The sequence below is a fragment of the Streptomyces sp. 2114.4 genome (assembly GCF_900187385.1).
Taxonomy (GTDB): domain Bacteria; phylum Actinomycetota; class Actinomycetes; order Streptomycetales; family Streptomycetaceae; genus Streptomyces; species Streptomyces mooreae.
Window position 1 is genome coordinate 1,888,232 of record NZ_FYEY01000001.1, and the last position, 13,476, is coordinate 1,901,707.

The window sequence follows — 13,476 nt, forward strand, 5'->3', positions numbered from 1 at the left end:
CGCCCGCGCCACACCCGGCCCGCTCCCCGCCTCAGTGCGCCGCCGACTCCCAGTCCTTGCCGGAGCCGACCGAGACGTCCAGCGGGGCGCTCAGCTGGACCGCCGCGGCCATCTCCCGGCGGAGCAGTTCCTCGACCTTCTTGCGTTCGCCGGGGGCGACCTCGACGACGATTTCGTCATGGACCTGGAGCAGCATCCGCGACCGCAGCTCGGCGGCCCGCAGCGCCGCGTCGACCCGTAGCATCGCGATCTTGACGATATCGGCGGCGGTGCCCTGGATCGGGGCGTTCAGCGCCATCCGCTCGGCCATTTCGCGGCGCTGGCGGTTGTCGCTGTTGAGATCGGGGAGGTAGCGGCGGCGGCCGAGCATCGTCTCGGTGTAGCCGGTGGCGCGGGCCTCTTCCACCGCACGCTGGAGGTAGTCGCGCACCCCGCCGAAGCGCTCGAAGAAGTTGTCCATCAGCTTGCGGGCCTCGTCGGGCTGGATGCCCAGCTGCTGGGAGAGGCCGAACGCCGACAGGCCGTAGGCCAGGCCGTAGGACATCGCCTTGATCTTGCGGCGCATCTCCGGGTCGACCTCGGTCTTGTCGACCGAGAAGACGTGGGAGGCGACGGTGGTGTGCAGGTCCTCGCCGGAGGTGAACGCCTCGATCAGGCCCTCGTCCTCGGAGAGGTGCGCCATCACCCGCAGCTCGATCTGGCTGTAGTCGGCGGTCAGCAGCGACTCGAAGCCCTCACCGACCACGAAGCCGCGGCGGATCGCCCGGCCCTCGTCCGTGCGCACCGGGATGTTCTGGAGGTTGGGGTCCGTGGAGGACAGCCGTCCGGTGGCCGCGACGGTCTGGTTGAAGGTGGTGTGGATCCGGCCGTCGGCGCCGATGGTCTTGATCAGGCCCTCGACGGTCGTGCGCAGCTTGGCCTGCTCACGGTGCCTGAGCATGATCACCGGGAGCTCGTTGTCGGTCTGCGACGCCAGCCAGGCCAGGGCATCGGCGTCGGTCGTGTAGCCCGTCTTGGTCTTCTTGGTCTTGGGCAGGCCCAGCTCGCCGAAGAGGACTTCCTGCAGCTGCTTGGGCGAGCCGAGGTTGAACTCATGGCCCGCGGCGGCATGCGCCTCCTTGACGGCCTGCTGCACCGCCCCCGCGAACTGCTGCTCCATCCGCTCCAGCCAGCCCCGGTCCGCGGCGATACCGGCCCGCTCCATCCGGGCCAGCAGCTCGCTGGTCGGCAGCTCCACCTCGCGCAGCAGATCGGCCGCGCCGACCTCCGCCAGCTTCGCCTCGAACGCCGTCCCCAGGTCGAGGACCGTACGGGCCTGCCCCATCAGGGCGTCCGCCGCGGCCTCCTCGTCCGCGCCGAAGGCGAGCTGGCCGTCGCCGGCCGCGGCCGGGGCGAGATCGCGCCCCAGGTATTCGAGGGAGAGCGCGTCCAGCGCGAAGGAGCGGCGGCCGGGCTTGACCAGATAGGCGGCCAGGGCGGTGTCCATGGAGACGCCCTCGATGCGCCATCCGTGCTCGCCGAAGACCCGCATCAGGCCCTTGGCGTTGTGCATCACCTTGGGACGGGCGGCGTCCGCGCTCCAGGCGGCGAAGGCCCGCTCGTCGGCCTCGTCGAGCTGGGCGGGGTCGAACCAGGCGGCCGGTCCCGCGGGGGCCGCCAGCGCCACCTCGGCGACGCTGCCGCTGCCCAGCGTCCAGACGTCGACCGTGGCCACACCCAGCGGGCCCGTGCCGTGTTCGGCCAGCCACGGAGCGAGTTCGCCGGTGCCGAGGACCGTGCCGTCCACCTCGACGCCCGGGGCCGGGGCGGCCTCCTCGGCGGCCTCGGCGGCTCCGGGATCGACGGCGTGCAGCCGGTCGCGCAGACCCTGGTTGCGGATCTCCAGACCGTTGAGGAACACCGTGAGCGCATCGCGGTCGTACGCCTCGCGGACCAGCTCCGCCGGGCCGCACGGCAGCGCGACATCGCGCACCATCTCCGTGAGCCGGCGGTTGAGCTTCACCGCTTCCAGGTGCTCGCGGAGGTTGACGCCCGCCTTGCCCTTGACCTCCTCGGCGCGCTCCACCAGCTCGGCGAACGAACCGAACTCGTTGATCCACTTCGTGGCGGTCTTCGGGCCGACGCCCGGGATGCCGGGGAGGTTGTCCGACGGGTCGCCGCGCAGCGCGGCGAAGTCCGGGTACTGGGCGGGGGTCAGGCCGTACTTCGCGAAGACCTCCTCCGGGGTGAAGCGGGTCAGCTCCGAGACGCCCTTGGTGGGGTAGAGGACCGTGACGTCGTCGGAGACCAGCTGGAAGGAGTCGCGGTCGCCCGTGACGATCGAGACCTCGAAGCCCTGGGCGGTGGCCTGCTCGGTGAGCGTGGCGATGACGTCGTCGGCCTCGAAGCCCTCGACCGCGAACCGCTTGACGCGCATCGCGTCGAGCAGCTCGCCGATCAGCTCGACCTGGCCCTTGAACTCGTCGGGGGTCTTGGAACGGTTCGCCTTGTAGTCGGCGAACTCCTCGGACCGCCAGGTCTTGCGCGAGACGTCGAAGGCCACCGCGAAGTGCGTGGGCGCCTCGTCGCGCAGGGTGTTCGCGAGCATCGACGCGAAGCCGTAGATCGCATTGGTCGGTTGTCCCGTGACGGTCGTGAAATTCTCCACGGGCAGGGCGAAGAACGCCCGGTATGCCATGGAATGCCCGTCCATCAGGAGCAGGCGGGGACGACCCCCCGCCGCCGCCTCGGTGCCGGTCGCTTCGCTCTTCTTCGCTGCCTTTGCTGCCACGCCCCCGATCCTGCCACGCCCCACTGACAATCCCCGCCGCGACGGTCACGGCTCCTCGCCGCGGCCCGGCCCCGGACCGCGCCGGACCGGGCCCGCGCACCTCCCCTGACCGTCACGGACACCGCCCCCGGCCGCCTCCGCACACCACCCCGGCCCGCCCCGGCCGCCCCACCGCAGCCGCGGCCCCCACTCGCCCCTACACCACCCCCCGCGTCCGTGACAGGATCGGATGCGTACAGCAACGATCCGCTGTGTACAGCAACGATCCGCCACACCCGGCGGAGCGAGCAGCAGCTCAGGCTCAAGGGAGAGCGCCATGGCAGGCAAGCCGCCCGCGTCGGACCCCGTCCAGGACGCGCCCCAGGTCAGCCAACCCCAGCACTCCGCCGTGGGACTGCCGGCCATCACCCACGCCCTGCGCATCTCCCAGCAGCAGATGGGCGTCCGCCGTACCGCCCTCACCCTGCTGCGCGTCAACCAGCGCGACGGCTTCGACTGCCCCGGCTGCGCCTGGCCCGAGCCCGACAAGCCGCACACCGCCGAATTCTGCGAGAACGGCGCCAAGGCCGTAGCCGAAGAAGCCACCCTGCGCCGTGTCACCCCGGACTTCTTCGCCGACCACTCCGTCGCCGACCTCGCGACCCGCAGCGGCTACTGGCTCGGCCAGCAGGGCCGCCTCACCCACCCCATGTACCTCCCCGAGGGCGCCGACCACTACGAGCCGGTGACCTGGGAGCGGGCCTTCGACATCGTCGGCGAGGAGCTGACCGCCCTCGGCTCCCCCGACGAGGCCGTCTTCTACACCTCCGGCCGCACCAGCAACGAGGCCGCCTTCCTCTACCAGCTCTTCGCCCGCGAATTCGGCACCAACAACCTCCCCGACTGCTCCAACATGTGCCACGAGTCGTCGGGCTCCGCGCTGACGGAGACCATCGGCATCGGCAAGGGCAGCGTCCTCCTGGAGGACCTCTACCAGGCCGACCTGATCATCATCGCCGGACAGAACCCGGGCACCAACCACCCCCGGATGCTCACCGCCCTGGAGAAGGCCAAGGCCGGCGGCACGAAGATCATCTCGATCAATCCGCTGCCCGAAGCCGGCCTGGAACGCTTCAAGAACCCGCAGACCCCGCGCGGCCTGGCCGGCGGCGGCACCGCGCTCACCGACCTCTTCCTCCAGGTCCGTCTCGGCGGCGACCAGGCGCTCTTCCGCGCCCTCAACCGCCTCCTCCTCGACACCGACGGCGCCCTCGACGAGGACTTCATCCGCACCCACACCCACGGCTTCGAGGAGTTCGCCCAGCAGGCCCGCGCCGACGACGACTGGGACGCGACGCTGCGCGCCACCGGCCTGACCCGCGCGGAGATCGACCGCGCCCTGGCCATGATCCTCGACTCGCGCCGCACCATCGTGTGCTGGGCGATGGGCCTGACCCAGCACAAGCACTCCGTCCCCACCATCCAGGAAGTCGTCAACTTCCTCCTGCTGCGCGGCAACATCGGGCGCCCCGGGGCCGGCGTCTGCCCCGTACGCGGCCACAGCAACGTCCAGGGCGACCGCACCATGGGCATCTTCGAGCGCCCCGCCCCCGCCTTCCTCGACGCCCTGGAGAAGGAGTTCGGCTTCGCCCCGCCCCGGGAGCACGGACTCGACGTCGTCCGCGCCATCCGCGCACTGCGCGACGGGCAGGCCAAGGTGTTCTTCGCGATGGGCGGCAACTTCGTGGCCGCCACCCCCGACACCGACGTCACCGAGGCCGCCATGCGCCGCGCCCGGCTGACCGTCCACGTCTCCACCAAGCTCAACCGCTCGCACGCGGTCACCGGTGCCCGCGCGCTGATCCTGCCGACCCTCGGCCGCACCGAACGCGATGTACAGACCGGCCCGGACGGGAAGCGCACGGAACAGTTCGTGACCGTCGAGGACTCCATGGGCATGGTGCACGCCTCCCGGGGCCGCCTGGCACCCGCGAGCCCTCAGCTGCTGTCCGAGACCGCCATCGTCGCCCGCCTGGCCCGCCGCGTCCTGGGCGAGGAGAGCCACACCCCCTGGGAGGAGTTCGAGAAGGACTACGCGACGATCCGCGACCGCATCGCCCGCGTCATCCCGGGCTTCGAGGACTTCAACACCAAGATCGCCCGCCCCGGGGGCTTCGCCCTCCCGCACGCCCCCCGGGACAGCCGCAGCTTCCCCACTGCCACCGGGAAGGCCAACTTCACCGCCGCGCCCGTCACCTGCCCCACCGTCCCCGAGGGACGGCTGCTGCTGCAGACACTGCGCTCCCACGACCAGTACAACACCACCATCTACGGCCTCGACGACCGCTACCGCGGCATCAAAAACGGCCGCCGCGTGGTCCTCGTCCACCCCGACGACGCCCGCGAACGGGGCCTGGCCGACGGGGCGTACACCGACCTGGTCAGCGAGTGGACGGACGGCAGCGAGCGGCGCGCGCCCGGCTTCCGGGTGGTGCACTACCCGACGGCCCGCGGCTGCGCGGCCGCCTACTACCCCGAGACCAACGTCCTCATCCCGCTCGACCACACCGCCGACACCAGCAACACCCCCGCCGCCAAGTCGCTCGTGATCCGCCTGGAGAGCCCCCGCGAGGACTGACCGCCACCGGGCCGGCCGGCGGGAACAACAACCCCGCGCTGAGCGCTTGCTCAGGGGCCTGATAGGAACAGGCACGGATCGACGACGATCACGGGCGAGCGAACGGAGCCGTAGGCATGGGTGAGCAGAGCACGACCAAGTTTCCGCAGGAAGTCCTCGACCAGTGGGCCGGCCTCGGCCTCGACCTGCCCTCCTTCTTCTCCGCCGGGCACCTCGGCGAGCGGATGAGCGTACAGGTCACCGAAGCCGCCCCCGAGCGTGTCGTCGGCACCATGCCCATCGAGGGCAACACCCAGCCCTACGGACTCCTGCACGGCGGCGCCTCCGCCGTCCTGGCCGAAACCCTCGGCTCCGTCGGCTCCATGCTGCACGGCGGCCCCACCAGGATCGCCGTGGGCGTCGACCTCAACTGCACCCACCACCGCGGCGCCCGCTCCGGCCTGGTCACCGGCGTCGCCACCCCCGTACACCGCGGCCGGTCCACGGCCACCTACGAGATCGTCATCACCGACGAAGACGACAAGCGGGTCTGCACCGCCCGCCTGACCTGCATGCTGCGCGAGACGGACGCCGACATCTACCGCAGCTGACCCGCACCGGCCGGCGGACCGCCGGCCGCTCTCAACGGCCCCGCACCCGGACCCCGGGTGCGGGGCCGTACGTCTTGCCGTAACCCTGCGTCACACGCGCGCCCCTCGGCGACGGCAGCAACTCCCGGCCCCCGTACGGCCCCCGGCGCCCCCGCGCACACCGCATCCGCTATCCGGACGCTCTTCCGTCACCGCACGGCCCATCCCCCCGTGGAAGTGCGAGTTCACCCTCCGCACCGCGTTCGCCCCCCGGTGTAAGGACCATAACGGCAAAACGCTCATCGAAGGTCATAACAAGAGCGTCACATCCTGCTCAGCGCCTCTGCCGGTGCGACGAACACCGCTCTAGAGTCACGGCCAGTCACCGCGCCGCCGGGCGCGCTGCAGCACGGACCCTGTACGGCCCGTACAGCCCGGCGAGCGAATCGGCCATGCGACAGTCGTGGCCGCGCCAGGGAAAGGACTGATCGTGCGTCACCGTTCCTTGCTCATCCTCACCACCGCAGTCACCACCGGCGCCCTCACGCTCTCCGCGTGCGGCTCGCGCGGCGACGACAACCAGAGCGGCGAAGGAAAGTCCACGGTCGTCATCGGCCTCGACGCCCCCACCACCGGCGAACTCTCCGCGCTGGGCCTGGGCATCCGCAACTCCGCCCAGCTCGCCGTCAACACCGCCAACAAGACCGGCGAGGTCAAGGGCGTCAGCTTCAAACTCGAAGCCCTCGACGACAAGGCCCTGCCCAACGTCGGCCAGCAGAACGCCACCAAGCTCGCCGGCGACAAGGACGTCCTCGGCGTCATCGGCCCCCTCAACTCCGGCGTCGCCCAGTCCATGCAGCAGGTCTCCAAACAGAACAACCTCACGCTGATCTCCCCGGCGAACACCACCCCCGACCTCACCCAGGGCAAGGACTGGAAGCAGAACAAGCGCGTCCGCCAGTTCCCCACCTACTTCCGCACCGCCACCACCGACGAGGTCCAGGGCGCCTTCGACGGCCAGTACGCCTGGGAGAAGATGAAGGCCAAGAAGGCCTACGTCATCGACGACCAGAAGACCTACGGCGTCGGCCTCGCCTCCTCGTTCAAGGACCAGTTCGCCAAACTCGGCGGCAAGATCGTCGGCACCGAGCACGTCAGCCCCGACGACCGCGACTTCAAGGCCGTCGTCTCCAAGGTCAAGTCCGCCAAACCCGACATGGTCTTCTACGGCGGCGAATACCCCGCCTCCGGCCCCCTCAGCCAGCAGCTCAAGGACGGCGGCGTCACCGCCCCCGTGATGGGCGGCGACGGCATGTACAGCAGCGACTACATCAAGCTGAACAAGAAGGCACAAGGCGACTACGCCTCCTCCGTCGGCAAGCCCGTCGAAGAGCTCCCCTCCGCCAAGAAGTTCATCGCCGACTACAAGGCAGCCGGCTTCAAGGAGGGCTACGAGGCCTACGGCGGCTCCACCTACGACGCCACCTGGGCCGTCATCCAGGCCGTCAAAAAGGTCGTCGAAGCAGGCGGCGGCAAGCTTCCCGACGACGCCCGCAAAAAGGTCGCCGACGCCATGAACAAGGTGACCTTCGACGGCGTCACCGGCCCCGTCGCCTTCGACAAATACGGCGACACCACCAACACCATGATCACCGCCTACCAGGTCGAAAAGGGCGCCTGGGCCTCCCGCTTCAGCGCCGAGTTCAAGAAGTTCGACAAGAGCTGACCGACCGCACCGCACCACCTCACCCCGGGCCGCGCCAGGACGCACCAATGACCCTGGCGCGGCCCGTGGCACACCACCCGGGACTCCGGGACACACCGGAGTCCGCACCGGTCGCTCCTGCGCCCCCGGCCCGGATCTCGCTCCGCCGGGCGGTCCGGGAGCCGCGCTCCCGGGCCGGAATCGGTCCCGGCCCGGCCTTGATCCGTCGTTGCCGGCCGGCCCGGACCCCTCACCGCAGCCGTTCCGGATCCTTCGCACCCGGCTGGTTCCGAACCCTCCCTCCCCACCGGCCCGGACGCCTCACACCCAGCCGACCCGGACCCCTCACAACCAGCCGTTTCGGACCCCTCAAAACCAGCCGTTCCGGACCCCTCACACCCGGCTGGTTCTGATCCCTCAATCCCACCCCAACGGAGGCCCCGCGGTGAGCGAACTGCCGCAACAGCTGGCCAACGGACTCATCCTCGGCGCGATGTACGGACTCATCGCGATCGGCTACACGATGGTCTACGGAATCGTCCAGCTCATCAACTTCGCCCACGGCGAGATATTCATGGTCGGCGGCTTCGGAGCGCTCAGCGTCTTCCTCGCTCTCCCCGCCGGCACCTCTCTCGCCCTCGCCCTGCCGGTCATGCTGCTCGGCGGCATCGCCGTATCCGTCCTCGTCGGCATCGCGGCCGAACGATTCGCCTACCGACCCCTGCGCGGCGCACCCCGCCTCGCCCCTCTCATCACCGCCATCGGCCTGTCCATCGCCCTCCAGCAAGCCATCTGGAAGTGGTACCCCGACGGCAAACAGGCCCGCGTCTTCCCGCAGTTCAAGGGCCACGCCTTCGACATCCTGGGCGCCACCGTCCAGCGCGGCGACCTCTTCGTCCTCATCGCCGCCCCCACCTGCATGATCGCCCTCGGCTTCTTCGTCGCCAAAACTCGCAGCGGCCGCGCCATGCAGGCCACCGCACAGGACCCCGACACCGCCAAGCTCATGGGCATCAACACCGACCGCATCATCGTCCTCGCCTTCGCCATCGGCGCCGCCTTCGCCGGCGTCGCCGCCGTCGCCTACGGACTGCGCACCGGCGAGGTCCAGTTCCGTATGGGCTTCATCATGGGCCTCAAGGCCTTCACCGCAGCCGTGCTCGGCGGCATCGGCAACATCTACGGAGCCATGCTCGGCGGCGTCGTCCTCGGCATCGCCGAAGCCCTCGCCACCGCCTACATCGAGGACATACCCGGCATGGAGCAATTCGGCGGCGGAGCCTGGAAGGACGTCTGGGCCTTCGTCCTCCTCATCCTCGTACTCCTGCTCAGACCACAAGGCCTCCTGGGCGAACGCGTCGCGGATCGGGCGTGATAGCGATGACCACCCACACCACCACACCCCCCGCCCGCGGCCTGCTCCCCCTCCCGGAACGCACCGCGCGCCTCCTCACCGCCGCCGGCGCCCTCGCCACCGCTGCCACCACCGGCCTCGCCTGGACCTGGAGCAGCGACTTCCCCGGCGACCTCACCTACTACTTCTCCCCCGCCGGACTGCAGGTCATCACCCTCGCAGGCGGCCTCCTCACCCTCCTGTTCGCCCTCGCGGCACTCGGCATCCGCGGCCTGCAGTGGCTCACCCCCGCAGGACGAAACGCCCCCACCCTCCTCGCCGCCCTCGCCACCTTCGCCGCCACCTGGTTCACCCTCCTCGCCATCGCCGTCCAGCTCGGCGGGCTGATCAACCTCGAACCGGGCGGCGCCCTCGCGGCCGTCACCTCCCTGCTCACCCTGGCCGGCGCCCTGGCCCTGCCCCCCGACCGAGCCGCCGTCCGGCCACCCTCCGGCCCCTGGCAGCGCTTCACCGCCACCCTCACCGCCGGCCCCCTGCGGCGCCCCACCCGCGCACTCCCCTCCTGGGCCGAGATCCTGATCATCGCCGCCGCCTTCGCCGCCGGGCTCCTCGCCTTCACCTACGGCATCGACACCGACGACGGCGCCCCCTTCGTCGGCTACCTGATCTTCATGGCACTCGCCGTCCCCGCCCTCCACCGGGCCGGACTCATCGCCCGCCTCACCGCACTCACCCACACCCACCGCACCGTCGCCCTCGGCGCGGCCTTCCTCGCCGCCGCCTGCTTCCCCTTCACCCAGGACACCGACCAGTACACGATCATCGGGGCCAACATCCTGATCTTCGCCACCGTCGCCCTGGGCCTCAACGTCGTCGTCGGCCTCGCCGGCCTCCTCGACCTCGGGTACGTCGCCTTCCTCGGCGTCGGCGCCTACGCCGCCGCCCTCGTCTCCGGCTCCCCCGAATCCGCCTTCGGGCTCCACTTCCCCTTCTGGGCCGCCCTCCTCACCGGCGCCGCCGCCTCCCTCGTCTTCGGCGTCCTCATCGGCGCACCGACACTGCGCCTACGCGGCGACTACCTCGCCATCGTCACCCTCGGCTTCGGTGAGATCTTCCGCATCGCCATGCTCAACCTCAACGGCACCACCGGCCCCGACATCACCAACGGCGCCATGGGCATCCCCAACATCCCCAACCTCGAGATCTTCGGCTTCAACTTCGGCGAACCCCACGTCCTCCTCGGCATCCCCCTCGCCACCTACGGCAACTACTACCTGCTGATGATCCTCGTGACGGCCTTCGTCGTCCTCGTCTTCCGGCGCGCCGCGGCCTCCCGCATCGGCCGCGCCTGGATCGCCATCCGCGAAGACGAAACCGCCGCCATCGCCATGGGCATCAACAGCTTCCGCCTCCGCCTCCTCGCCTTCGCCCTCGGCGCGGCCCTCGCCGGACTCGCCGGCACCGTCCACGCCCACGTCGTCACCACCGCCACCCCCGAACAGTTCCAGTTCGCCGGCCCCCAGCCCCCCAACTCCGCCTTCCTCCTCGCCGCCGTCATCCTCGGCGGCATGGGAACCCTCAGCGGCCCCCTCGTCGGCGCCGCCCTGCTCTTCCTCATCCCGGCCAAGCTCGACTTCATCCAGGACTACCAACTCCTGCTCTTCGGCATCGCCCTCGTCCTCCTCATGCGCTTCCGCCCCGAAGGCCTCATCCCCGACCGCAGGAAACAGCTCGAATTCCACGAAACCGGCCAACTCGACGTGCCCGACCAGCGCCTCCCCGACGCAGACGCCACCCTCGGCGCCACCCAGGCAAAGGCGTGACGACCATGACCACACCCACCAGCCTCGCACCCGGCACTGACACCGACACCGTCCTGCGCGCCGACGGCGTCACCATGCGCTTCGGCGGGCTCACCGCCGTACGTGACGTCAGCCTCACCGTCGGCACCGGCGAAATCGTCGGCCTCATCGGCCCCAACGGCGCCGGCAAAACCACCTTCTTCAACTGCCTCACCGGCCTCTACGTGCCCACCGAAGGCACCGTCAGCTACCGAGGCACCCGCCTCTCCCGCAAACCCCACCTCGTCACCCAGGCCGGCGTCGCCCGCACCTTCCAGAACATCCGCCTCTTCGCCAACATGACCGTCCTCGAAAACGTCCTCGTCGGACGCCACACCCGCACCAAAGAAGGCCTCTGGTCCGCCCTCCTGCGCGGCCCCGGCTTCAAAAAGGCCGAACGCACCAGCGAACAACGCGCCATGGAACTCCTGGAGTTCACCGGCCTCGCCCACAAACGCGACCACCTCGCCCGCAACCTCCCCTACGGCGAACAACGCAAGCTCGAAATCGCCCGCGCCCTCGCCAGCGAACCCGGACTGCTGCTCCTGGACGAACCCACCGCCGGCATGAACCCCCAGGAAACCCGCGCCACCCAGGACCTCGTCCTCGCCATCCGCGCCCAGGGCACCGCCGTCCTCGTCATCGAGCACGACATGCGCTTCATCTTCAACCTCTGCGACCGCGTCGCCGTCCTCGTCCAGGGACAGAAACTCGTCGAGGGCACCGCCGAGACCGTCCAGGCCGACGAACGCGTCATCGCCGCCTACCTCGGCACCCCCGTCGAAGGCATGCCGACGCCGGACGACACCACGGACCCGGACGGCACAACAACCCCGGACCACACCACGACGCCGGACGACACAGCAAGCCCGGTAAGGGAAAAACCCGACGGGCCGGAAAAGCCCGAGGGACCAGGAGAACCCGACGCAGCAGACGCGGCGACCCCAGCAGACCAGCCGGCCCAGGGACAGACCGGAGACACCCCATGACCGCACTGCTCCAAGTCGAGGACCTCCGCGTCGCCTACGGCAAGATCGAAGCCGTCAAAGGCATCTCGTTCACCGTCGAAGCAGGGCAGGCCGTCACCCTCATCGGCACCAACGGCGCCGGCAAAACCACCACCCTGCGCACCCTCTCCGGCCTCCTCAAGCCCCTCACCGGCAAGATCACCTTCGACGGCGAACCACTCGACGGCGTCCCCGCCCACAAGATCGTCGAACGCGGCCTCGCCCACTCCCCCGAAGGCCGCCGCCTCTTCCCCCGCCTCACCATCGCCGAAAACCTCCAGCTCGGCGCCTTCCTCCGCAAGGACACCGCCGGCATCGCCGCCGACATCCAACGCGTCTACGAACTCTTCCCCATCCTCGGCGAACGCAGCAAACAAGCCTCCGGCACCCTCTCCGGCGGCGAACAGCAAATGCTCGCCATGGGCCGCGCCCTGATGTCCCGCCCCAAACTCCTCATGCTCGACGAACCCTCCATGGGCCTCTCCCCGATCATGATGCAGAAGATCATGGAAACCATCCGCGAACTCCGCTCCCAAGGCACCACCATCCTCCTCGTCGAACAGAACGCCCAGGCCGCGCTCTCCCTCGCCGACCAGGGACACGTCATGGAAACCGGCCACATCGTCCTCTCCGGCAGCGGCACATCCCTCCTCCACGACGAATCCGTCCGCAAGGCCTACCTCGGCGAGGACTGACCCACCCGCACCCACGCGAGCGGCCCCGCACCGATGAAGATCGGTACGGGGCCGCTCGTACGCTCCGGACGAGCCCGGCTGCCGCCGACTACTGGTCCTTCTGCTGCTTCTTCTCCTCGGCATCCTCGATGACCGCCTCGGCCACCTGCTGCATCGACAGCCGGCGGTCCATCGACGTCTTCTGGATCCACCGGAACGCGGCCGGCTCCGTCAGCCCGTACTGCGTCTGCAGAATGCTCTTCGCCCGGTCCACCAGCTTCCGGGTCTCCAGCCGCTGGGTGAGGTCCGCGACCTCCTGCTCCAGCGTCCTCAGCTCGGTGAACCGGCTCACCGCCATCTCGATCGCCGGAACCACATCGGTCTTCGAGAACGGCTTCACCAGATACGCCATCGCGCCCGCGTCCCGCGCCCGCTCCACCAGCTCACGCTGCGAGAACGCGGTCAGCATCAGCACCGGCGCGATGCTCTCCTCGGCGATCTTCTCGGCCGCCGAGATACCGTCCAGCACCGGCATCTTCACGTCCAGGATCACCAGATCGGGACGGTGCTCCCGGGCCAGCTCCACGGCGGTCTGCCCGTCCCCGGCCTCACCGACGACGGTGTAGCCCTCTTCCTCCAGCATCTCTTTGAGGTCGAGACGGATGAGGGCCTCGTCCTCGGCGATCACCACGCGCGTGGTCAGCGGCGGGACGTGCGACTGATCGTCATCGGCGACGGGCTGCTCGGGCTCGGCGGCGCTCACGGGACTCCTCATTCCAGGCAGGTGGTGCCCCATGAGCCTACCTAGCTCCTGTAGGGTAGGACCACGCAGGGCAGCAGGTATCCTCCCTTTCTAAGGCCCCAGTACTCCAACTGGTTAGAGAGGCGGCTCTCAAACAGCCGAAAGTGTGGGTTCGAATCCCACCTGGGGCACTTTCT

9 protein-coding genes and 1 tRNA gene are annotated in these 13,476 nt (G+C 69.8%); 8 read left to right on the forward strand and 2 right to left on the reverse strand.

Going from position 1 to position 13,476, the window contains the following annotated elements; translation table 11 throughout:
• Positions 1 to 31: 31 nt before the first annotated feature.
• Positions 32 to 2,770 (reverse strand): DNA polymerase I, encoded by a 2,739-nt coding sequence (gene polA, locus CFW40_RS08235; protein WP_088797166.1) that lies wholly within the window; start codon positions 2,768 to 2,770, stop codon positions 32 to 34.
• A 316-nt stretch (positions 2,771 to 3,086) separates the two neighbouring features.
• On the opposite strand from polA, the gene CFW40_RS08240 reads away from it, so the two are divergent.
• The 7 genes from CFW40_RS08240 (at position 3,087) to CFW40_RS08270 (ending at position 12,558) form a co-directional block, all read left to right on the forward strand.
• On the forward strand, positions 3,087 to 5,387 hold the full coding sequence (locus tag CFW40_RS08240; RefSeq protein ID WP_088797167.1) for an FdhF/YdeP family oxidoreductase: 2,301 nt from the start codon (positions 3,087 to 3,089) through the stop codon (positions 5,385 to 5,387).
• Positions 5,388 to 5,503: 116 nt separating this feature from the next.
• On the forward strand, positions 5,504 to 5,977 hold the full coding sequence (locus tag CFW40_RS08245; RefSeq protein ID WP_088797168.1) for a PaaI family thioesterase: 474 nt from the start codon (positions 5,504 to 5,506) through the stop codon (positions 5,975 to 5,977).
• A 484-nt stretch (positions 5,978 to 6,461) separates the two neighbouring features.
• A complete protein-coding gene (locus tag CFW40_RS08250; RefSeq protein WP_088801971.1) occupies positions 6,462 to 7,682 on the forward strand; it encodes a branched-chain amino acid ABC transporter substrate-binding protein in 1,221 nt (406 codons plus the stop codon).
• A 424-nt stretch (positions 7,683 to 8,106) separates the two neighbouring features.
• Positions 8,107 to 9,036: a branched-chain amino acid ABC transporter permease gene (locus tag CFW40_RS08255; protein WP_088797169.1), complete on the forward strand. Its 930-nt coding sequence runs from the start codon at positions 8,107 to 8,109 to the stop codon at positions 9,034 to 9,036.
• Positions 9,037 to 9,041: 5 nt separating this feature from the next.
• Positions 9,042 to 10,838, forward strand: coding sequence for a branched-chain amino acid ABC transporter permease (locus CFW40_RS08260; protein WP_088797170.1), 1,797 nt, complete (start codon positions 9,042 to 9,044; stop codon positions 10,836 to 10,838).
• Between the two features lie 5 nt (positions 10,839 to 10,843).
• On the forward strand, positions 10,844 to 11,845 hold the full coding sequence (locus tag CFW40_RS08265) for an ABC transporter ATP-binding protein (RefSeq protein WP_088797171.1): 1,002 nt from the start codon (positions 10,844 to 10,846) through the stop codon (positions 11,843 to 11,845).
• Positions 11,842 to 12,558, forward strand: a complete 717-nt coding sequence (locus CFW40_RS08270; protein ID WP_088797172.1) for an ABC transporter ATP-binding protein — start codon at positions 11,842 to 11,844, stop codon at positions 12,556 to 12,558. The genes CFW40_RS08265 and CFW40_RS08270 overlap by 4 nt, the downstream gene beginning before the upstream one ends.
• 88 nt (positions 12,559 to 12,646) lie before the next feature.
• Here the strand turns inward: CFW40_RS08270 and CFW40_RS08275 are convergent, their stop codons facing one another.
• Entirely contained in the window at positions 12,647 to 13,312 is a 666-nt protein-coding gene (locus tag CFW40_RS08275; protein WP_088797173.1) for a response regulator, read from the reverse strand.
• 83 nt (positions 13,313 to 13,395) lie between these two features.
• On the opposite strand from CFW40_RS08275, the gene CFW40_RS08280 reads away from it, so the two are divergent.
• A tRNA-Leu gene (locus CFW40_RS08280) sits at positions 13,396 to 13,470 on the forward strand.
• Positions 13,471 to 13,476 lie beyond the last annotated feature (6 nt).